The following is a 20,144-nucleotide window of genomic DNA, read 5'->3' on the forward strand; positions in this document are numbered from 1 at the left end:
ATGTCGCTTGAGCATGTGATCGCGCTTCCACGCAATGAAGAGGGGATCGCCGCTGTTGTCGGTATCCTCAAGCAGCGTTTTGGCGAGCGGGCGCAGACCGGGCAGGCCATGCGTGAGCAGCACGGCCACACCACCAGCTATGTGCCGACGCAGGCGCCGGATATCGTGGTGTTCGCTGAGAATACACAGGACGTGCAGGATGTGGTGCGCATTTGCGCCGAACATCGCGTACCGCTGGTGGCTTTCGGCGCTGGTTCGTCGCTGGAAGGTCAGGTCAATGCGGCGGCGGGCGGCGTATCGCTCGATCTGACGCATATGAACCGCATTCTGGCCGTCCATGCCGAAGATCTCGACTGCGTCATCGAGCCGGGCGTCACGCGTAGGGAACTTAACGAATATCTGCGCGATACCGGCCTGTTCTTCCCCATCGATCCAGGCGCCAATGCGACGCTCGGCGGCATGGCCTCGACACGCGCATCCGGCACAAATGCGGTTCGCTATGGCACCATGCGCGAGAATGTTCTGGCGCTGAAAGCCGTCATGCCGGATGGTCGCCTGATCGAAACGTCCAAGCGCGTCAAGAAGACCGCCGCCGGTTATGACCTCACCCGCCTGCTGATCGGCGCGGAAGGCACGCTCGGCATCATTACGGAGCTGACCTTGAAGCTTCAGGGCATTCCGCAGGCAATTTCCGGCGGCATCTGTCCGTTCCCGGATGTGGAATCGGCCTGTCGCGCGGTGATCGATACGATCCAGATGGGCGTGCCGGTGGCGCGTATCGAGCTGGTCAACAAGTTGCAGATGGAAGCGCTGATCCTCTATTCGAAGCTGCCCTACGAAGCGCAGCCCTATCTGTTCGTGGAGTTCCACGGCACGGAAACCGGCGTTGCGGAACAGGCCGAGATTTTCGGCGAAATCGCCGCCGGACATGGCGGCGGACCGTTCCACTGGACACAGGACGCCGAGGAGCGTGACCGTCTGTGGCGGGCACGCCATGACGCCTATTTCGCCTCGTCGCTGCTGCGCCCCGGCTGCAAGGGCATTTCGACCGATCTCTGCGTGCCGATTTCGCGTCTGGCCGATTGTATCACCGAGACCGAACGCGATCTGGCGGAGAGCAACATCATCGCGCCGATCGTCGGTCATGTGGGGGATGGCAACTTCCATCTGCTTCTGCTGCTCAATACGGAAGACCCGGAAGAAATGGCGCGGGCAGAAGCTTTTATGGACCGGCTCGTGATGCGGGCGCTGGCCATGGAAGGAACCTGTACGGGCGAACATGGCATCGGTCAGGGTAAGATGAAATATCTCGCCATGGAGCTTGGTGAAGCGACCGATTATATGCGCATGATCAAAAAAGCGCTCGATCCGCTCAATATCATGAACCCCGGTAAAATCCTGATTTCCTGAATCAAATCAGCCTTTTGCGCCGCTCGGCTCAGAGGGTGATTCAGCGAGCGGACCTATTTGGATCGGTTGGGCGGCAGCTTGCCTTGTTGTCGCCGAACCGATGCTGTTTTTTGTTGCCGCGCAATCCTGAAAACCGCTTCGCACTTTGTGCGATGATGCACTATGTTGCGTTGGTAAATATGGCGTGATTCACCTGTTGTCTCGCGCCTGACCGAATTCACCTGACTGACCGGAGCTGCTTCTTGGGCCGCATATTCGTCATTGTCGGCGGGCTTCTGGTGCTGCTTTTGACAGCGGCGCTGGTGGTGCCGCCTTTTGTCGACTGGAGTGGCTATCGGGCCGATTTCGAGCGCGAGGCGAGCCGCATTCTGGGACGTCCTGTCAAGGTGGCGGGCGATGTGAATGCGCGGCTGCTGCCGTTTCCATCTGTGACCTTTTCCGATGTCCGCGTCGGGGCCGATGCAACGCATCCGGTGATGACGCTCGCCCGGTTTTCGATGGATGCGGAACTGATGCCTTTCCTGCGCGGTCAGGTGCTGATTTTCGACATGCGCGTCGAGCGTCCGCGCGTTTCGATCTCGCTGGATAAGGACGGCAAGGTGGATTGGGCCATTCGTCCGTCCACGCCGCTCGATCCATCGCAGATCAAGGTCGAACGGCTGTCGATCAGCGACGGCACCGTGACGCTGCATGACTTGGCAAGCGGGCGCGTTCATGAGGCCACGGGCCTGAATGCCGTGCTGTCGGCCAACAGCCTCGCGGGGCCATGGCAGGCGCAAAGCAGTTTTAGCCTTGCGGGCCGCAAGCTTTCCGTCGATCTGACGAGCGGCGAGGCGAAGCCTGACGGTTCTCTGCGATTGCGGGCGCGTGTTTCGCCGGAAGCTATTCCCGCCGCATTCGAAACCGATGGCGATATCGTCCTCAAGGACGGCCGGTTGAATTATGCGGGCGATTTTTCGCTGCGCTCCTCCGATATGGTGGCGCAAAACGCCAAAAGCCAGAAAGACGCGTCCGCCGACAAGCCGTTTTTCAGTGGCCTGCGCCTCACCGGCAAGTTTGCCGCCGATACCGACCGCTTCGATGCAAGCGAATTCCGCATGGAGCAGGGGCCAGCCGACAATCCTTACGTGGTCAATGGCAAGGCGCTGATTGATTACGGCAATGTGCCGCGCTTTGAAATCAGCGCCGATGGGCAGCAGATTTTTTGGGGCCCAAGCGAGACGGCGGAAGACCAGCAGGTTGCTTCCGCCATGCCGCTGACGGACCGCATCGCCATTGCGCGCCGCGTTCTCGAACAATTGCCAATCCCGACCATACCGGGCCGTATTGACCTTCGTTTGCCAGCGGTCGTTGCCGGTGGAACCACCATTCGCTCCGTAACGATCAACGCCGAACCCGATGGCGGCGACTGGAATATTCGCCAGTTCGCGGCTGACCTGCCGGGGCGCACCAAGGTCGAGGCCAAGGGCAGGCTTTCGGTTGGCGATGATTTCGGTTTCAAGGGTGAGATGCTGGTGGCATCGCGCCAGCCATCCGGTCTTGCCACCTGGCTCAATGAGACCGTGGATGAATCGATCCGCGCGCTCGACGGGGCCGGCTTCTCCGGCAAGGTCGATTTGCGCGACGGCATGCAGCGCATCGACGATCTGGAAATCGGTCTGGGCAAGACGTGGCTCAAAGGATCCCTGCTGCGGCAGGTCAATGGGGCGGCGCAGCCGACCATCGACGTCAATCTCCAGGGCGGCGCGGTGGAGAGCGATGCCTTGCAGGCTTTCGTTTCGTTCTTCTCCGGCGGCGAGGGGCTGGCGCTTCTCGATGCGCAAACGCTCAATGTCGGCTTCAAGGCCGGGCCTGTGCGGTTCAAGGATATGGAAGCGGCCAATGTCGATCTGGCGATGCGCCTTCACGATGGACGCTTCGATTTCGACCGGCTGATGATCAGCGATGTCGCCGATGCGACGCTGACGGCAACCGGCGCCTATGAGCCTTTCGCCAATTCACCGTCGGGCAAGCTCGACGCGACGATCCTTTCGGGCGATCTGTCCCGCTTTATCGCGTTGATCGCGAACCGTTATCCGCAGTTGCCGCTGTTCCATGCCTTGTCGGCGCGCGCGGCCAATTTCCCCGGTCTGTTTGAAGACAGCGAGATCAACGTGATCGCCAATGCGGTTGCGCCGGTCAGGCCGGAAACGCAAGCCAATCCCGTGAAGAACGGCGCAGCCAAGGGTAAAAGTGCGCGACCAGCCGAGACTAGGCCCAAGACTTCGCCCGGCAGCGGCGAGTTCTCCTTCAGCGTCACTGGCAAGACCGGTGGGATGAAGCTCGACCTGTCGGGAACGGCCAGCGGTGGCGAGACGGAAGCAGACCCGTTGCAGATGCAGATGAACGGCACGGCTAGTTCCGAGCAGGGAGAGGCAGTGCTGGCGCTGATCGGCCTGCCGTCGCTGCCATTGGGCCTTGCCGGTGAACTTACCGCCGATCTGACCATGCAGGGCGCGCCAAGCGCCGGAATGCGGACGCTTCTCAAGCTGACGGCGCCGGATGGCACGGCTTCGGCTGACGGGGTGATTTCGCTGATCGGCAACGATATTGCCGCAAGCGGCAAGGCGCAGGTCAAATCAGCCGATCTGCAGCCATTCATCGCGACAGCGGGCTATGCATTGCCGGGTTATGGCGCGGGGCTTTCCGCTGAGCTTTCCAGTGATTTCCAGTTTGCCAAAGGCATTTTGCGCTTTCCGAATCTTGCTGGCCAGTTGGGTGGCGAAGATGTTTCGGCGCGGCTGGAGGCGAACTTTGCCGATAGCGGATTGCCGCAATTGAAGGGCGAAGCGAAGCTCGCTTCGCTTGAAGTCGATGGTCTGGCGGCCATCATGCTCGGTCAGGACGCGTTTGAACCAGCCAAGCCGACAGAAAAGTCCATCTGGCCGCGTGGGGCCTTTGCGGTTCGTCCGTCGCTGCCGCTGCTGATCGATGTGAAGTTGAATGTTGCTGAGGCGCATATGCAAGGTTTCGGCACGGCGACCGAGTTTTCGACGCGGCTGCAAAAGACGATCGATAGTCTGAGCCTCACCGAACTGACCGGAAACTGGGCAGGGGGTTATCTCGTCGGCACCCTGTCGTTGCGCAACAGCGACAAGAATGCGCTGCTTTCGACCGATCTGAAATGGAGCGGTGCGGACCTCGCCAATTTCTACCATCTGGAAGATGGTTCGGCCCCGCTGGGTGGTGTCGTCAAGGCTGCGGTGACGCTGAATGGCAGTGGCGAAAACGCTGCCGCGCTGGTCGGTTCTCTGGCGGGAACCGCGACCGTGGATGTCGAGAAATTCGCGGTCGCTGGTCTTGATGGTGCGGCGCTGCCTGCCATGGTCGCAGCCGCTGACGGCATTGGCGATCAGCCTGCGGGCGACGAAAAACTGGATGTGAAGCGGTTTGCCGCCATTGCCGACAAGGCCGTCGCCCCGGATGCGCGGTTTACGCCCGGCGACGCGCGTTTCGAATTCACGGTAGCGGGCGGTACGGCGCGGATGTCTGCCGCCAACCTGTCGGACGGCAACGCAGCTTTGTTGAGCGATTTGCAATTCGATCTTTCGACGCTCGGCGTCGGGGGCAGCGGAACTTTTACCTTCCAGGGTGATGAGGGCGCGCAGACCGGCCTTGCGCCGCAGGTGGCCTTCACCATCGGCGGAACCTATGACCGGCCAGAAGTGAAGCTCGACCGGCAGCCGCTTGTGCAGTTCCTGACCCAGCGCGCATTGGAGCGCGAGCAGGAACGCGTCGAGGCCATGCAGGCCAGTCTAATGGAAAAGCAGCGTCTGCGCCGTCAGCTTGGCGTATTGGAAGCTGATGCGGCGGAACGTGAACGTGCTCAGCAGGAAGACGAGACGCGCCGTCGTTCCGAAGCGGCGGCACGGGTTGCAGCAGAAAAACAAGCTGAGGAGAAGAAGCGTCGCGAGTCGGAGCAGCCGCGGCCAGCCAATCCGGAAGGCGGGGCCGAAAATGGCGCGGCGATGCCGTTGGCCAGCCCACAAGGTGGACAGTCGCTGAATGAATTCCTGAAAAGTCTGGAGCCAGCACCGAGCGCACCCGTGCCGCAGCCCTGATCGGTTTGCTATCAGCTGGCTGGTGGTATCTGCGATTTGAGCCAGTTCAATACGTGGAGCCGCAGCGCCGATGAGAGGTTGGTGGTGCGCTCACGCTTGCTGTCCACCTCGGCCACCAGTGATGCAATCGACTGGCCGCGCATTTCGGCGATCTGGTGGAGAATCTCGAAGAATTCGTCTTCCAGCGTATAGCTGGTCGCATGGCCGCGAATGCTGACCGAGTGCTTGCGCAGGCCGCCGGTGCTCAAAGCTCACCATCCGCGTCGTCTTTGCGCTCCAGGCGATTCACGTCCAGAAAGCGTTCGCTCTTGCGGGTCTCTTCGCGCGCGAAGTCTTTTTCCACTTTCGTTCGTCCGAAAAGAATGCGGTTTTGATCCGCCTGCTTTTCCTTGGCGTCACGCGCTTTCTTTTTCTTGAACTGCCGCAGATTGACGATGTCGCTCATGTCGATGTCTCGGATGGCTTAGAGCGCGTTTCGATCTGATTGCATCAGATCGGCGCTCTAATTCTTTGTTTTAACGCGCATCTAACCCGAAAACCGTTTCACACTTTTCGGGATGCGCTCTTAGTGCGTTGACACACGCTTTTATAACGCGGCGCTCCGACGGGCTGCAAGCTGTCGGCTTGGCTTACTGTCTCGGTTCCTTGGGATTGGTGAACCACCAGATCGCGACTGAAACCGCGACGAGCAGCAAAAGGCCGATGGTCATTTGCCAGAGGGGAAAGTTCGGCGCGTCGCTCGCGATGAAAAACGCAGCGATAACGCCGCTTATCCAGAGAACTGCCTGCGCTAACAAACGGACCATGAGATTCCCGCCTTGATTTCCACTGCCGTAATGGCCGCTATCCTATCATTTTAAAATTCGGTTGCCTTGATCGAAGTCAAAACGAATGGTCTGGTCAGTACGATACTATGAAATAACGCCCTGTCTGACGACAGTTTTATACGAACGGTTTTTGGCCACAGCAACATACTCGCAGCGCAGCCAAAGCCTTTATGAAATCATGCAAAGTTGGGAAGAAGATTTACTTCTTGCGGAAAGCGTCCAGCGATACCACGTCGGCGGATGGCTTCGGCGTATCTTCGCCCTCAGCATTATCTTTCGCGGCTGCTGCCTGCTTTTCAGCAGCAGTCTTGCGCGACTTCGCCTTGGGCTTTTCCGGCTTTTCGGGCGCGGTTTCCACCGGCATCATCTCGATTGGCGCGATATTGTGGTCTTCGTCATTGTCGCTGGTCGGCTGAACTGCCGCAACATCGAACTCAAGTTCGAAATTGACGGACGGGTCGTAGAAACCACGCACTGCCGAGAATGGTATCACCAACTTTTCGGGAATATCACCGAAAGACAGGCCAACTTCGAACAGCTGATCGGTGACATTCATGTCCCAGAACTGATGCTGCAACACGATTGTCATCTGCTCGGGATATTTCTCTTTCAGGCGCGTGGAAATACGCACGCCCGGCGCTCCGGTGAGGAACGTGATAAAGAAATGATGATTGCCCGGCAGGCCAGCCTTGGCCACCTCCGCAAGAACCTTGCGGATGACGCCACGAAGGGCTTCCTGAGCGAGAATGTCGTAACGGATCAGATCCTGTACCATGGGTTTCTTATCCCACGGATTCGCAGGCAGATGTCAAGTTCGTTCTCGCAGGAAACGATGATATATATCGCGAAAGTGCGGCAGCACTGCTCGATCTGTCAGGGGAGAGGGGCAGCTTGCGGCGACGAAGCGGTCCCGCCAAATGCCAGCAGAAATGTCCTGACGCCATTGATGGCGCTGCGTTCGATGATGTCGTCATCGATTGCGCATCCGTGCAAGGCGTGCAGCTGCGTATCGGCGCTGATCAGGGCCATGAAATGCAGTGCCGCCAGATCAGGATCATTGAGGCGCAAATGTCCCGCCAGCGCCAGACGGGACAGGCACGCGGCAATGGCCGGGACAGCCTGCGCCGGACCCTTGGTCTTGCAGATATAGCCCGCGAAAGACATGTCGGGCGTACTCGACTGCAAAAGCTTGCGCAGAAAAGCACCCGATGGATCGTAAACGCAGTTCCGACTCATGCGGATCGCGAAGGCCGTCAGATCCCGCTCAAGATTGTCACCGCTCTGTGGAAAAGTGGACAGCACGGCAAACAGGCTTGCATTCATGCGGTCCAAGGCGTCTTCAACCACAGCGGCAAGCAAAGCTTCCTTATCGCGGTAGTGGTTATAGATGGTCTGGCGCGAAACGCCGGCCTCGTTTGCAATCAGATCGATGCTGGCGCCCTGAAACCCGTCGCGCGAGAAAACACGCGCCGCAGAACACAGGATGAAATCGCGCTTCATGCACTGCCCAGGCTTCATGGCGGCAGTGTTTGCAGCGGCATTCAGCCCTTTTCCGGTGGTGCTACGCTTCACCGGCGGGGCGGCCATTTCGATTATGTCAGTAGGTTTCATAAGCCCAACATAAGATGACTTGACGTTTTGGACAATGGTGTCTAATTTGACATCAATGTCAAATTCCTTTTGGCATTTCGTCTAGACAAGAGACTGTGACAGTCATTTCAGAAGTCTGGTTTGCCCGTTTAAGCGCGTATATCCCGGATATCATCTGAAAAGCCATAGCAGTTACATAGAGTTATTCAATCCAGTACCGGTTTTGCGAGCCCAGCGATCCACCCTCCCAAGCGAAGTTGGCGATCCGAAACCGGTGCGGGCACCTCACGAAACATTGATGAAAGCGCGTCTCCCATGGCTTCGAGTCTTGTGCGCAATGCGATTGTTCTTGGTCTTCTTTCCGCCGTCGGTCCCTTCGCGATCGACATGTATCTCCCTGCCTTGCCGACGATTGCCGCCGACCTCCATGCGGAAACCGGCGCGGTGCAGATGAGTCTGCTTGCCTTCTTCATCGCCTTGGCGATTGCCCAACTTTTCTGTGGGCCTCTGTCGGACATGGTCGGGCGCAAAGTCCCGCTTTACGGTGGGCTGATTCTGTTCGCCATCGGCAGCGTCGGCTCCGCGCTGGCGACCAACATTGATGTGCTGGTGCTGTTTCGCTTCCTGCAGGGGTTGGGTGCTGCGGCGGGCATGGTGATTCCGCGCGCTGTGGTGCGTGATCTGCATACCGGCGTCGAAGCGGCGCGGCTGATGTCGCTGTTGATGCTGGTCTTCTCCATTTCGCCGATTCTGGCGCCTCTCACGGGCTCGGTCATTATCAGCTTCTTTGGCTGGCGCGGCGTGTTCTGGGCTGTTCTGGTCGCGGCGATTATCGGCCTTGTGCTGCTTGCGACGGCCCAACAGGAAACGCGAACGCGTGAAGCGCGGCTTGAAAGCAGCGTTGGGAGCGCGCTGCGCGGCTATGGCCGCTTGCTCAAGGACCGCTATTTCCTAGGGCTGGTTTTCGTCGGCGGCTTTGGCATTGCCTCGTTCTTCGTTTATCTGGCCAATTCATCCTTCGTGCTCATCGATCACTACGGTCTGACCCCGAACGAATATGCGCTGGCTTTCTCGGCCAATGCGGTGTCGTTCTTCGGCGTTTCCCAGCTGAATGGTTGGCTGGGTGCGCGATTCGGGCTGCGCCGTGTAATGCGCTTTGCCGTATCCGGTTTCGCTGCCGCCATGCTCGCTATGTTCGCAGCCGTACTGATGGGGCATCAATCGCTCTGGCTGATCGCAAGTTTCCTGTTCGTCGGTTACGGCTTCCTCGGGCTGGTTATACCGACCACGGCGGTTCTGGCGCTGGAAGATTATGGCGCGATTGCCGGTACGGCTTCGGCGCTGATGGGAACGCTGCATTTTGTGATTGGCGGTCTGGCGATTGGCATTACCGGTTCGTTCTTCGACGGAACGGCTGTGCCTATGGTCGGCGGAATCGCCGGTTGTGCGCTGACCGCATTCGTGCTGACGCAGATCGTTCTCTCCCGCAAAGCGAGCGATCTCGATACGGAAGCAGCAGCAGCCTGAATTGAAGAGGGAAAGTGGAGGCTTCTGTTGCCAGGTGCCTCCGAACCCCGCCTTAAGGTGCTAACCCTAAGGGCTTTAGAGTGGGTTTCCCGCACCGCCATTAGGCAGCGAGAGCATAACCCTGAGCTTTGTTGTCATTTGCAACTACTCAATTGACCCGATAACGGTGGTATCATGCCGAGTAAAAGAGCGATCTTTACACCCTTGTCGATCCTATTTCGCCCCCGCCACAGCACAGACCAATCATAGAGCCTGTGTTCTGGTGGAGGCGCCGGGTACCGCCCCCGGGTCCAATGGGTTTATTACACCGTCCGTTTATCACCATAGCTGGCTTGCGCCAGCGAGACGTATATAGGCGCGGTCGATCCATATTGGAAGAGGGGCGGTTATATTTGTCAGGGGCAAATTTACTCCTGAATTTTCTGAAATATGAATAGGGCAGCTCGTTTCGTCGCTTCGGGAAGCGAAGCAACTTCAAGCGTTTCATGCTCGGTATGTGCGCCCGAACCCCATGGCCCCAATCCGTCAATGCCCGCTTTTACATAAGGCGTGATATAGGAAATATCCGCGCCGCCACGCTCATCAGGGGCTACAGCCTTCAGCGCAGGGCCGCCAAGTTGCTGCGATATGGCGCTATATTGCAAGAGCAACGCATAATTGGCGTTGGTTGCTGGCATTGCTGGCATGATATCCTGAAACTCGACCTTGCTGTGTGTCCCGGAAAGCGGCTGCGCTGTGATCTTTTGCAGGGAGGCTTCAATCGCGTCACGTTCATCCTTCGTCATGAAGCGCAGATCGCCATGCGCCAGTGCATTGGGCGGAACGATGGTCTTGCGCCCGCTGGCGGTCCCGGTTCCCTGATCAATATCCTCGTGGACCTGCTGCCCGCCGAGGAGAAGCCCTACATTCATGGTGATATCGGGCGTTTTCGTTAGTTCCATACGCAATGCATCAATCACTCTGGCTATTTCATAAACAGCGCCAAAGCCGACATTGGGCTGGAAAATCTGCGAGGAATGTGCGGCATTTCCGGTGGCGGTCAGAAACCACTCGGACAGGCCGCGTCTGGAGACGACCAGTTCATCGGGGGCAAGTGCAAATTCAAACCCCAGCGCGATATCGCTTTGTTTCGCGGCGTCCATCAGAACTTTCCGGGAGAGGCTCGTCGGTCGCGCCGCCAGTTCCTCGTCGCCGGTCATGACGATTGTGATATTCGCATTTTTGAGCGCATCGGCGTTTTTAAGCGCCTTCATCGTATAGAGAATGGTGACCAGCCCGCCCTTGTCATCGATGACGCCGGGGCCGCTTGCCTGTTTTCCGTCATGAGAAAGGGTGAAGTGCTGGAACTTGCTTGTTGGCGGAAACACCGTATCCAGATGCGCGATCAGGAGAATGCGCGTCTTCGCGTTTCCGGTATGTCGGGCGACCAGTGTGCCCGCATGTTTCAAGTCTGCCGGAAGATCATGCCATCGAACATCAAAGCCAAGCGCTTCGAATTCCGGTTTCAGAAGATTCCCGATCTGTTTCACGCCGTCGGCGTTTGCGGTTCCACTGTTGATATTGACCAGTTTTTCAAGGAGCAACAGCTGCTCATTTTTATGATCTTGAATATAACCCGCAATATCTTTCTGCGAAATGTCCGCTGATGCCGAATAGGCATGAGCTGGATAAAGAAAAATATGCAATGCAGTGATAATAGATAAGGATCGAAACATAATAAAACCTGTCGTAAAATTGGAAGTAGATTTCAAATTTTTATCAAATAGGCGTTATATGCGTGAAGAAATTTTTATACCGAGATTATGTTAAGTTAGATTTTGTTCTTTGCAGGACAAAAGCTCATTCTCATGGGTTGTTTCTCATAATTGCCGTTGACAGCTTGCTCTCACTGGTCAATCTTGGTCGCATATATATTGGAAAGGCTGGAGTTTTCTTCCGGTCTATCCGGAATTGCGGTTTAGACTGGGCGGTGTGCCCCACTGAAGGAGAGCCGATATATGAGTGAATACCTCGCAGATGTCCGTCGCTACGATGCCGCCGCCGATGAAGCGGTTGTCGAGAAGATCGTCAAGCATCTGGGCATTGCGCTACGCAATCGCGACTCCTCGCTCGTTTCGGCGACCGATCCGGAAGAACTGAAGCGTGTGCGCGACAGCTGGGTTGGCAAGAAGCTCGGCGTGACCGATGCCGCCAAGGCAGAAGAAGTGGTGAACCACGTCGCCGAAGTCATGAAGGGCGACCGCAACAAGCACCGCGTGACCTTCTATTATCTGGTGGCAAAGCAGCTCGGCAAACTCGGCGATCTCTGATCGGTGCATATTGCCTGTGGAATTCGAACCCCGGTGCCCCGCGCCGGGGTTTTTCCTTATAGTAGGGTCGAAACGAATCGATCTCGAAAAACCCTATCCGGGAACATCCCATGCGCACCTATCTCGATCTTCTCCAGCATGTGCTCGACAACGGCACCGATCGCGGCGACCGCACGGGAACGGGCACGCGCTCGGTTTTCGGCTATCAGATGCGCTTCAATCTGGAGGAGGGCTTTCCGGTCCTGACCACCAAGAAGCTGCATCTGCGCTCGATCATCTATGAGCTGTTGTGGTTTCTGAAGGGCGATACCAATATTGCCTATCTCAAGGAAAACGGCGTTTCGATCTGGGATGAATGGGCGGATGATAAGGGCGATCTCGGCCCAGTTTACGGCTATCAGTGGCGCTCCTGGCCAGCGCCGGATGGTCGCCATATCGACCAGATCGCCAATCTCATGAAGATGTTGCATGGCAATCCGAATTCCCGCCGCCTGATCGTATCAGCCTGGAACCCGGCGCTGGTCGATGAAATGGCGCTGCCGCCATGCCATTGCCTGTTCCAGTTCTATGTCGCAGACGGAAAACTGTCCTGCCAGCTCTATCAGCGCTCGGCGGATATTTTCCTTGGCGTGCCGTTCAACATCGCTTCCTACGCGCTTTTGACCATGATGATCGCGCAGGTGGCGGGCCTCAAGCCCGGCGAATTCATCCATACGCTGGGTGACGCGCATATTTATTCCAACCATTTCGAGCAGGCGCGGCTGCAATTGACGCGCACGCCGAAAAAGCTGCCGGTCATGCGCATCAATCCGGATGTGAAGGACCTGTTTGCCTTCCGTTACGAGGATTTTGCGCTGGAAGGCTATGAAGCCGATCCGACGATCAAGGCGCCGATTGCGGTATGAGTGAGAGCGTGAACACGGATAAGCCGGTCGTTTCGATTATCGTGGCTGCAGCCGAGAATGGCGTGATCGGGCGCGACAACGATATGCCATGGCGGCTTTCGACGGATTTGAAGCGCTTCAAGGCGCTGACGCTCGGCAAGCCGGTCATCATGGGGCGTCGCACATGGGAGTCGATCGGGCGACCCTTGCCGGGACGACCGAACATCGTCGTGACCCGCGATGCGAATTTTCAGGCTGAAGGCGTACATATCGTCGGCTCGCTGGAAGAGGGCATTGCGCTTGGGCGCAAGCTTGCCGAAGAGCTCGGCGCTGGCGAGGTCTGCATCATTGGCGGCGGCAAGATTTATGCGCAGGCTTTGCCACTGGCGGACCGCGTGCATCTGACGCGGGTTCTGGCGGCAATCGATGGGGACACACATTTCCCGGAGATTAAGTCTGATGGGTGGCGTCTGGTCTCGTCGGAAGACGTGCCAGCCGGCGATAAAGACAGCCATCCGACCCGCTATATGGTTTACGAAAAGCGTGTTGCGTAAAGCATAACATAGGAATTTTATTGCGCTTCCGTTGAAAGCGCGCCTCCCGATGCCTATAAAACGGTAACATTAGTTGATGACGGGGGTTTGCGCCTTGCTTTCCCGTCTTCCGGGAGCATCTCCGTTAAAAGCGCTGAGGCGTTTTTTGCCGGAGATGCGGGAAACAGAAGCTTAGAGGTGAGGATGCCCTGGAGCAATCAGAATGGCGGCGGCGGCCCATGGGGTGGCGGCGGCGGTGACAACAATAATAACAACAATAATAATGGCCCCTGGGGACAGGGCCCGAAGGGCCCGCGCGGGGGCGGCCAGAATACGCCACCTGATCTCGAGGATATTTTGCGCAAAGGCCAGGATCGCCTGAAGCAGGTGTTCCCCGGCGGCGGTGGTCGCAGCGGCGGCAATCGCCCGATCTATTTCCTGATCGGCGCGGCCTTGCTCGGCTTCTGGGTTTTCCAGTCCGTCTATACAGTACAGCCGGATGAACTGGCGGTTGAACTTCGTTTCGGCAAGCCGAAGGCTGAAGTTTCCGAACCTGGCTTGCATTTCCATTGGTGGCCGATTGAAACCTATGAAAAGGCGCAAATCGTCGAAAAGCAGATCAATATCGGCGCTCAGGGTTCCCGTACTGCGACGCAGGGTCTGATGCTGACCGGCGACCAGAACATCGTGAATGTCCAGTTCTCGGTTCTCTATCGCGTTTCTGATCCGCGCGCTTACCTGTTCAATGTCGACAGCCCGGATGCGATGGTGCAGCAGGTTTCGGAAAGCGCGATGCGTGAAATCGTCGGTCGCCGCCCGGCGCAGGACGTTTTCCGCGACAATCGTGCCGAGATTGCGCAAAGCGTGCGCGCTATCGTGCAGCAGACACTCGACACCTACCAGGCCGGTATTCAGGTCAATGCCGTGTCGATTGAAGACGCATCGCCGCCGCGTGAAGTGGCCGACGCCTTCGACGAAGTGCAGCGCGCCGAACAGGACGAGGATCGATTCATCGAGGAATCGAACCAGTATTCCAACCAGAAACTCGGTCAGGCCCGCGGTGAAGCCGCTCAGCTTCGCGAAGAAGCGGCAGCCTATAAGAACCGCGTCGTTCAGGACGCCGAAGGTGAAGCGCAGCGTTTCAGCTCGGTTCTCGGCCAGTATGAAAAAGCCCCGGAAGTGACCCGTAACCGTCTCTTCCTCGAAACCATGGAACAGGTGCTTAAAAGCACCAAGAAAGTCATTGTGGAACCAGGAAAGGACGTCGTGCCCTATCTGCCGCTGAACGAATTGATGCGCCAGCAACCGCGCGCAGGCGCAACTCCGGGTGCAACCGTGACCACGACCCCCTCGACCGGCGGAGGTGCACAGTAATGGCTCAGAACAGACTTCCGATCATTGCCGGCATTATCGCTGTCCTCGCCTTCCTGCTTTATTCCGCGACGTTCATCGTTTCGGAGCGCCAGCAGGCAATCGTTCTTCGTTTCGGTCAGATCGTCAGCGTGAAGACCGAGCCTGGCATCTACTTCAAGTTGCCATTCGGCTTCCTTGACGCCGATACGGTGCAGATGATCGATGACCGTTTGCTGCGTTTCGATCTGGACGACATCCGCGTTCAGGTTTCGGGCGGCAAGTTCTATGACGTCGATGCGTTCCTCGTCTATCGCATCACCGATGCCCGCAAGTTCCGTGAAACGGTTTCGGGCAGCACGCTCCTTGCCGAACAGCGCTTGCGCACCCGTCTCGATGCATCGCTGCGTGGTGTCTATGGTCAGCGTGGTTTTGAAGCCGCTCTTTCTGAAGAGCGCGGCGACATGATGCGTGAAGTGCGCGATCAGCTTCGTCCTGATGCGACTTCGCTCGGCCTGACCATCCAGGACGTGCGTATCCGCCGTACCGATCTGACGGCAGAAGTCTCGCAGCAGACCTATGAGCGCATGAAGGCGGAACGTCTGGCGGAAGCCGAGCGTCTGCGTGCCCGTGGCCGTGAAGCCGCCCAGCGTATCCGCGCCGTGGCCGACCGTCAGGTTGTGGAAACGATTGCCGAAGCGCGCAAGGAATCGGAAATCCTTCGCGGTGAGGGCGATGCGCAGCGCAGTGAAATCTACGCAGCCTCCGCATCGAAGGATCCGGGCTTCTTCGCCTTCTATCGTTCGATGGCCGCTTATCGCGAAGCGCTCGAAACGCCGGATACGACGCTGGTTCTCTCGCCGGATTCGGAGTTCTTCAAGTTCTTCCGTGATGCTGGCGGCAAGCTGGCAACGCCTTCGCAGTAAAGTGCGGGAACAGCTCTCATGAGCGATTTTCTAGCCGCCGTAGGACTTCTCTTCGTTATCGAGGGGCTGCTCTACGGCGGCTTTCCTTTTTTCGCCAAGAAGCTCGCCCGGGAGGCGAGCGAAGCACCGGAAGGCATGTTGCGCATTGCCGGTATAGCGGCGCTTGCCATCGGCGTCGGCATCGTCTGGCTTGTCAGGGGATAAGCACCTCTGGTTCCGTTATTTATGGCCCTCTGCCTATACGGGGCCGTAAACAGGCCTTAATTTGCGGCGATCTAACCTTTAGGTTATTTGCGTAGATATTCAGGATCGGAGCAGAGCTTTATGGCAATCGTACCGAAGGCGGGATTCGCTCGCACCCTATTCGCAACCGTGGCAATGGGCGCGCTGGCTGTCACCGGAACGCTGACGGTCGCAACGCCGCCTGCCTTTGCTCAGGACGCTCCCGTGAAAGGCATTCAGGGGCCGGGTTCTGTCGCTGATCTCGCAGAAGGGCTGCTGGATGCGGTGGTGAATATCTCCACCTCGCAGACCGTGAAAGACGATGGCGGCGAGGGCGATGGCCCCGTTCCGATGCCGAAAGTGCCGGAAGGCTCACCGTTTCAGGAATATTTCAAAGACTTCTTCAACAACAAGGACGGCGAACAGAGCGACGAGTCGCGCAAGGTGCAGTCGCTTGGATCGGGCTTCGTCATCGATGCCGAAAAGGGCTTCATCGTCACCAACAATCACGTCATTGCGGATGCCGACGAGATTGAAGTCAATTTCAACGACGGCACCAAGCTGAAAGCCGAGCTGGTCGGCAAGGATATCAAGACCGATCTGGCTGTCCTGAAAGTCGATCCGGCCAAGCACAAGCTCAAGGCCGTGCAGTTTGGCAATTCCGACAAGGCGCGTATTGGCGACTGGGTTCTGGCCATCGGCAATCCGTTCGGGCTTGGCGGAACCGTGACCGCCGGGATCATTTCGGCGCGCAAGCGCGATATCAATTCCGGCCCCTATGACGATTTCATCCAGACGGATGCTGCCATCAATCGCGGCAATTCGGGCGGCCCGCTATTCGACATGAGCGGCCAGGTGATCGGCATCAACACGGCGATTATTTCGCCGTCCGGCGGCTCCATCGGCATCGGCTTTGCCATTCCGGCTGAAATGGCAGTCGGCGTGATCAACCAGCTGAAGGAATTCGGCGAGGTCAAGCGCGGCTGGCTCGGCGTTCGCATCCAGCCGGTGACGCAGGATATTGCCGACAGTCTTGGTTTGAAAGAACCGAAGGGCGCGCTGATTGCCGGGCTGATCGAGAATTCCGGCGTGGACAATACGGCGCTGAAGGCTGGCGATGTGGTTATCCGCTATGAAGGCAAGCCAGTGGATACCGCCCGCGATCTGCCCCGCCTCGTGGCCGAAAGCGCGGTCGGCAAGGATGTGGAAATCGTCGTTGTCCGTGACGGTGCGGAACAGACCGTCAAGGTGAAGCTCGGTCGTCTTGTTGAAGACGACAAGAGCACTGAAGCTGCTACCGAAGATCAGGCGCCGGTTCCGGATGGAGCGGAGGGTGAGGATGGTGAGGAAGCGCCAGCTACCCCGAAGCAGGAGCAGAAGAGCGAAGCCACCGGCCCGTCCGTGCTCGGCATGAGGCTTTCTGCGCTCAACGACGATGTGCGTGGCGAGTTCGGGATTGCCGAAGACGTGCAGGGCGTGGCGATCCTCTATGTCGCTCCGGGTTCGGCTGCGGGCGACAAGCGCGTTGAAACCGGCGATGTCATCGTCGATATCAACCAGGTCACGGTCAAGGCGCCCGAAGACGTAAAGAAGCGCATTGATGCGCTGCGACGGGAAGGGCGCAAGAATGCGCTGTTCATGCTGGCGTCGCGCTCTGGCGAACTGCGTTTTGTGACGGTTCGGATCGACTGAACGCCTGTGCGAAATGAACCTGGAACGGCGCTGCGGATCATCCCGCAGTGCCGTTTTCATTTGCGATTTGAATCAAATAGCGGCAAGTGCTGAGAACGAGATTCAATGCCCGATTGGGTGGTGGAGTGGTGCGGGTTTGGAAACTGTCGATATTGTCGTGATAGGCGCGGGCGCAGCCGGGATGATGTGCGCCATCGAAGCAGCCAAGCGCGGTCGTTCCGTGCTGGTTGTCGATCATGCCAGGACGGCAGGTGAGAAAATCCGTATCTCCGGGGGCGGGCGGTGCAACTTCACCAATATCCACGCCAGCCCGAAAAACTATCTGTCGCGCAATCCGCATTTCTGCATCTCCGCTTTGAGCCGCTATACGCAGCGCGATTTCATCGCATTGGTCGAGAGGCATCGCATTGCCTATCATGAAAAGACGCTTGGCCAGCTTTTCTGCGATGGGTCGGCAACGCAGATCATCGACATGCTGCTTGGCGAGATGAAGCGCCACGGCGCGCGGTTGAAAACCTCCTGCGGTGTCGAGAGTATAGCCAGAATACTAGGAGAAGGGTTTGAGCTGCGGCTGATGGAAGGCGGCATCCGCACGACAGTCAGATGCCGTTCCGTGGTGGTCGCCTGCGGTGGCAAATCTATCCCCAAGATGGGCGCAACCGGCTTCGGCTACGACATCGCCGAGCAGTTCGGCTTGCGGCTGGTCGAGACACGCCCGGCGCTGGTCCCGCTGACTTTTGAACCGAATACGCTGGAACGGTTGAAGCCGCTGGCCGGTATCGCCGTCGATGCGGTGGTGGCCTGCGGCAAGACGAGTTTTGCCGAGGCCATGCTGTTCACGCATCGCGGCATCAGTGGTCCATCGATTTTGCAGATATCGTCCTACTGGAAAGAGGGCGATGAAATCCGCATCAGCATGTTGCCCGGTACGGATCTGTTCGAAGCCTTGCGTGCGCAGCGCACGACAAATGGAAAGCAGGCCCTGCAGACAGCACTCGGCCTGTACCTTCCGAAGAAACTTGCACAGACAATCGCCGAGGAAAACGGTGCCAGCGGGCATCTCGCCGATATGTCCGACAAGCTTTTTCGGCGTGTGGAAGCTGCCGTCAACGACTGGCGCATCAAGCCCGCCGGATCGGAAGGCTATCGCACGGCGGAAGTGACGCTGGGCGGTGTCGATACACGCGATCTCGATTCGCGCACCATGGAGGCCAAGTCGGTGCCCGGCCTCTATTTCATTGGCGAAGTGGTCGATGTCACCGGCTGGCTCGGTGGCTATAATTTCCAGTGGGCATGGTCTTCTGGCTGGTGCGCCGGTCAGGTCGCATGAGCGCGATAAACGACGTGGCGTTTCAGTTGGGGCGTTTCGTCCGGTACGCGCGGATGATCGAAATCACTTGAAGGATCGCGCACCATGCCAATGCGCTGCATGACGTTCGTGGAGCGATCATTGTTGTGTACGGCGAAAGAAACCACCTCAGACAGGCCCAGAGAACCGAAGGCGTAGTCAAGAAGAGCTTTGGCGGCTTCGGTCACAAAGCCCTTTCCCCAGAAAGGGCGGGCTAGTCGCCAGCCGATTTCCACTGTTCCATCCGGCAAATGCGGCTCAAGATTGGTGCGGGCAAGACCGGCAAAGCCGATGCATTCACCGCTTGTCTTTTCTTCGAGAGCATAGAAACCAAGGCCGGTTTTCGAAATCATGGTGCGCAGCCGGGTGAAAAGTTCGTCCGACTGTTGCCGGTCGTGCCGGAACGGGAAGAAATGCATGACATCTTCGTCGGAATTGATCGTGTGAAAGAGGTCGCGGTCGCGATCCTCCCAATTTCGAATGATGAGCCTTGGCGTTTCCAGAATGATCATTCGACGAAATCCGTTATCCTGTAACCCTGAATGTAGAGAAGTGCAGTCAGGTCGCCATGGTCGATGCGAACCTTGGCTTGCGCTGCCACCGCCGGTTTGGCGTGCAGGGCAACGCCGGTTCCCGCCAGCTGGATCATGCCGAGATCGTTGGCGCCGTCGCCGACCGCAATCGCATCCTCGGGCGTCAGCCCAAGACGGTCTGCAATTTCTTCCAGCCGTTCCACCTTGGCTTCGCGACCAAGAATCGGTTCCGCGACAACGCCGGTCAGCTTGGCGCCATCATCCAGAAGGAGATTGGCGCGGTCTTCATTGAAGCCGATCATTTCGGCAATACGGTGGGTGAAAGACGTGAAACCGCCCGAGACGAGCGCGGTATAGGCGCCATGCTTGCGCATGGTGCGCACCAGTTCCGGCCCGCCGGGGGTGAGTGTGATGCGGGTGGCGATCACCTTGTCGATAACCTGAAGCGGCAAGCCTTTCAGAAGGGCAACGCGCTCGCGCAAGGCTGGTTCAAAGGCGATTTCACCATTCATAGCTCGGGCGGTGATAGCGGCCACATGGTCGCGCAAGCCTGCCTCTTCGGCCAGTTCATCAATGCATTCCTGCTGGATCATGGTGGAATCCATGTCGGCGATCAGGATTTTCTTGCGGCGACGATCCTGCTCCTGCACAACCACGTCGACGGGTGCGCCATCCAGCGTAGCGCGCAGCGCAGCGTCAGCTTCTTCGGCGCTCAAGCCGATTGGCAGGGGGATATCGCAGGCAATACCATCTGCAAGCCAGTAAAGTCCTGTTGCATTCACTGCCGCTGACGCTTTAATCCCGAGCGACGGAACAAGAGCGGCCTTGGCCGGGTTGGCGATCAAAGTGGCAATGAGCGAAGCGGATGCGGACATGAGGGAGCGATTCCTGCG

The 20,144-nt window shown here is 58.1% G+C and carries 19 protein-coding genes and 1 other RNA gene; 11 read left to right on the forward strand and 9 right to left on the reverse strand.

Annotated elements, in window-relative coordinates; genetic code table 11:
• Both QLQ11_RS01275 and QLQ11_RS01280 read left to right on the forward strand, forming a co-directional pair.
• Positions 1-1,410, forward strand: coding sequence for an FAD-binding oxidoreductase (locus QLQ11_RS01275; protein ID WP_109369391.1), 1,410 nt, complete (start codon positions 1-3; stop codon positions 1,408-1,410).
• Positions 1,411-1,652: 242 nt separating this feature from the next.
• Positions 1,653-5,510 (forward strand): AsmA family protein, encoded by a 3,858-nt coding sequence (locus tag QLQ11_RS01280; protein WP_371835887.1) that lies wholly within the window; start codon positions 1,653-1,655, stop codon positions 5,508-5,510.
• A gap of 11 nt (positions 5,511-5,521) precedes the next feature.
• Here the strand turns inward: QLQ11_RS01280 and QLQ11_RS01285 are convergent, their stop codons facing one another.
• The 5 genes from QLQ11_RS01285 to QLQ11_RS01305 form a co-directional block, all read right to left on the reverse strand.
• Complete coding sequence (locus QLQ11_RS01285; protein WP_109369389.1) at positions 5,522-5,758, reverse strand: ribbon-helix-helix domain-containing protein; 237 nt, start codon at positions 5,756-5,758, stop codon at positions 5,522-5,524.
• Positions 5,755-5,955, reverse strand: coding sequence for a DUF4169 family protein (locus tag QLQ11_RS01290; RefSeq protein WP_109369388.1), 201 nt, complete (start codon positions 5,953-5,955; stop codon positions 5,755-5,757). The genes QLQ11_RS01285 and QLQ11_RS01290 overlap by 4 nt, the downstream gene beginning before the upstream one ends.
• Before the next feature lie 184 nt (positions 5,956-6,139).
• Positions 6,140-6,316, reverse strand: coding sequence for a hypothetical protein (locus QLQ11_RS01295; protein ID WP_167836041.1), 177 nt, complete (start codon positions 6,314-6,316; stop codon positions 6,140-6,142).
• 220 nt (positions 6,317-6,536) lie between these two features.
• Complete coding sequence (locus QLQ11_RS01300; protein ID WP_109369387.1) at positions 6,537-7,112, reverse strand: SspB family protein; 576 nt, start codon at positions 7,110-7,112, stop codon at positions 6,537-6,539.
• Positions 7,113-7,210: 98 nt separating this feature from the next.
• On the reverse strand, positions 7,211-7,948 hold the full coding sequence (locus QLQ11_RS01305; protein ID WP_109369386.1) for a TetR/AcrR family transcriptional regulator: 738 nt from the start codon (positions 7,946-7,948) through the stop codon (positions 7,211-7,213).
• A gap of 294 nt (positions 7,949-8,242) precedes the next feature.
• Here QLQ11_RS01305 and QLQ11_RS01310 point away from each other — a divergent pair, with 294 nt between their 5' ends.
• Entirely contained in the window at positions 8,243-9,454 is a 1,212-nt protein-coding gene (locus QLQ11_RS01310; protein WP_109369385.1) for a multidrug effflux MFS transporter, read from the forward strand.
• Between the two features lie 13 nt (positions 9,455-9,467).
• Here QLQ11_RS01310 and ssrA read toward each other — a convergent pair.
• Positions 9,468-9,835: a transfer-messenger RNA gene (gene ssrA, locus QLQ11_RS01315) on the reverse strand.
• Positions 9,836-9,861: 26 nt separating this feature from the next.
• Positions 9,862-11,037 carry a M20 family metallopeptidase gene (locus tag QLQ11_RS01320; RefSeq protein WP_209445957.1) on the reverse strand — a complete coding sequence of 392 codons (1,176 nt, stop codon included), beginning with the start codon at positions 11,035-11,037 and terminating at the stop codon, positions 9,862-9,864.
• A gap of 414 nt (positions 11,038-11,451) precedes the next feature.
• Here QLQ11_RS01320 and QLQ11_RS01325 point away from each other — a divergent pair, with 414 nt between their 5' ends.
• From QLQ11_RS01325 to QLQ11_RS01360, 8 genes are all read left to right on the forward strand, one after another.
• On the forward strand, positions 11,452-11,763 hold the full coding sequence (locus QLQ11_RS01325; protein ID WP_109369383.1) for a DUF2853 family protein: 312 nt from the start codon (positions 11,452-11,454) through the stop codon (positions 11,761-11,763).
• Between the two features lie 110 nt (positions 11,764-11,873).
• Complete coding sequence (locus QLQ11_RS01330) at positions 11,874-12,668, forward strand: thymidylate synthase (RefSeq protein WP_109369382.1); 795 nt, start codon at positions 11,874-11,876, stop codon at positions 12,666-12,668.
• An 83-nt stretch (positions 12,669-12,751) separates the two neighbouring features.
• Positions 12,752-13,201 (forward strand): dihydrofolate reductase, encoded by a 450-nt coding sequence (locus QLQ11_RS01335; RefSeq protein WP_371831120.1) that lies wholly within the window; start codon positions 12,752-12,754, stop codon positions 13,199-13,201.
• 183 nt (positions 13,202-13,384) lie between these two features.
• A complete protein-coding gene (hflK, locus tag QLQ11_RS01340; protein WP_235891956.1) occupies positions 13,385-14,554 on the forward strand; it encodes an FtsH protease activity modulator HflK in 1,170 nt (389 codons plus the stop codon).
• A complete protein-coding gene (gene hflC / locus QLQ11_RS01345) occupies positions 14,554-15,456 on the forward strand; it encodes a protease modulator HflC (protein WP_109369381.1) in 903 nt (300 codons plus the stop codon). The genes hflK and hflC overlap by 1 nt, the downstream gene beginning before the upstream one ends.
• A gap of 18 nt (positions 15,457-15,474) precedes the next feature.
• A complete protein-coding gene (locus QLQ11_RS01350; RefSeq protein ID WP_109369380.1) occupies positions 15,475-15,660 on the forward strand; it encodes a DUF2065 domain-containing protein in 186 nt (61 codons plus the stop codon).
• 120 nt (positions 15,661-15,780) lie between these two features.
• Positions 15,781-17,370: a Do family serine endopeptidase gene (locus QLQ11_RS01355; RefSeq protein ID WP_109369379.1), complete on the forward strand. Its 1,590-nt coding sequence runs from the start codon at positions 15,781-15,783 to the stop codon at positions 17,368-17,370.
• A 136-nt stretch (positions 17,371-17,506) separates the two neighbouring features.
• The gene (locus QLQ11_RS01360; RefSeq protein ID WP_109369378.1) at positions 17,507-18,700 is read left to right on the forward strand and encodes an NAD(P)/FAD-dependent oxidoreductase; all 1,194 of its coding nucleotides are present in this window, start codon (positions 17,507-17,509) and stop codon (positions 18,698-18,700) included.
• Here QLQ11_RS01360 and QLQ11_RS01365 read toward each other — a convergent pair.
• Complete coding sequence (locus QLQ11_RS01365) at positions 18,688-19,230, reverse strand: GNAT family N-acetyltransferase (RefSeq protein WP_109369377.1); 543 nt, start codon at positions 19,228-19,230, stop codon at positions 18,688-18,690. The genes QLQ11_RS01360 and QLQ11_RS01365 overlap by 13 nt on opposite strands.
• Positions 19,227-20,126 (reverse strand): phosphoserine phosphatase SerB, encoded by a 900-nt coding sequence (gene serB, locus QLQ11_RS01370; RefSeq protein ID WP_109369376.1) that lies wholly within the window; start codon positions 20,124-20,126, stop codon positions 19,227-19,229. The genes QLQ11_RS01365 and serB overlap by 4 nt, the downstream gene beginning before the upstream one ends.
• Positions 20,127-20,144: the final 18 nt, after the last annotated feature.

The sequence above is a fragment of the Ochrobactrum sp. SSR genome, assembly GCF_030067775.1.
GTDB classification, from domain to species: Bacteria; Pseudomonadota; Alphaproteobacteria; order Rhizobiales; family Rhizobiaceae; genus Brucella; species Brucella teleogrylli.

Excerpts from the sequence above, each read along its gene's own strand:
- QLQ11_RS01275 (WP_109369391.1), top strand. The coding sequence starts at position 1 with ATGTCGCTTGAGCATGTGATCGCGCTTCCACGCAATGAAGAGGGGATC.
- QLQ11_RS01290 (WP_109369388.1), bottom strand. The coding sequence starts at position 5,955 with ATGAGCGACATCGTCAATCTGCGGCAGTTCAAGAAAAAGAAAGCGCGT.
- QLQ11_RS01295 (WP_167836041.1), bottom strand. The coding sequence starts at position 6,316 with ATGGTCCGTTTGTTAGCGCAGGCAGTTCTCTGGATAAGCGGCGTTATC.
- QLQ11_RS01300 (WP_109369387.1), bottom strand. The coding sequence starts at position 7,112 with ATGGTACAGGATCTGATCCGTTACGACATTCTCGCTCAGGAAGCCCTT.
- QLQ11_RS01305 (WP_109369386.1), bottom strand. The coding sequence starts at position 7,948 with ATGAAACCTACTGACATAATCGAAATGGCCGCCCCGCCGGTGAAGCGT.
- QLQ11_RS01310 (WP_109369385.1), top strand. The coding sequence starts at position 8,243 with ATGGCTTCGAGTCTTGTGCGCAATGCGATTGTTCTTGGTCTTCTTTCC.
- QLQ11_RS01325 (WP_109369383.1), top strand. The coding sequence starts at position 11,452 with ATGAGTGAATACCTCGCAGATGTCCGTCGCTACGATGCCGCCGCCGAT.
- QLQ11_RS01330 (WP_109369382.1), top strand. The coding sequence starts at position 11,874 with ATGCGCACCTATCTCGATCTTCTCCAGCATGTGCTCGACAACGGCACC.
- QLQ11_RS01335 (WP_371831120.1), top strand. The coding sequence starts at position 12,752 with ATGCCATGGCGGCTTTCGACGGATTTGAAGCGCTTCAAGGCGCTGACG.
- hflK (WP_235891956.1), top strand. The coding sequence starts at position 13,385 with ATGCCCTGGAGCAATCAGAATGGCGGCGGCGGCCCATGGGGTGGCGGC.
- hflC (WP_109369381.1), top strand. The coding sequence starts at position 14,554 with ATGGCTCAGAACAGACTTCCGATCATTGCCGGCATTATCGCTGTCCTC.
- QLQ11_RS01350 (WP_109369380.1), top strand. The coding sequence starts at position 15,475 with ATGAGCGATTTTCTAGCCGCCGTAGGACTTCTCTTCGTTATCGAGGGG.
- QLQ11_RS01355 (WP_109369379.1), top strand. The coding sequence starts at position 15,781 with ATGGCAATCGTACCGAAGGCGGGATTCGCTCGCACCCTATTCGCAACC.
- QLQ11_RS01365 (WP_109369377.1), bottom strand. The coding sequence starts at position 19,230 with ATGATCATTCTGGAAACGCCAAGGCTCATCATTCGAAATTGGGAGGAT.
- serB (WP_109369376.1), bottom strand. The coding sequence starts at position 20,126 with ATGTCCGCATCCGCTTCGCTCATTGCCACTTTGATCGCCAACCCGGCC.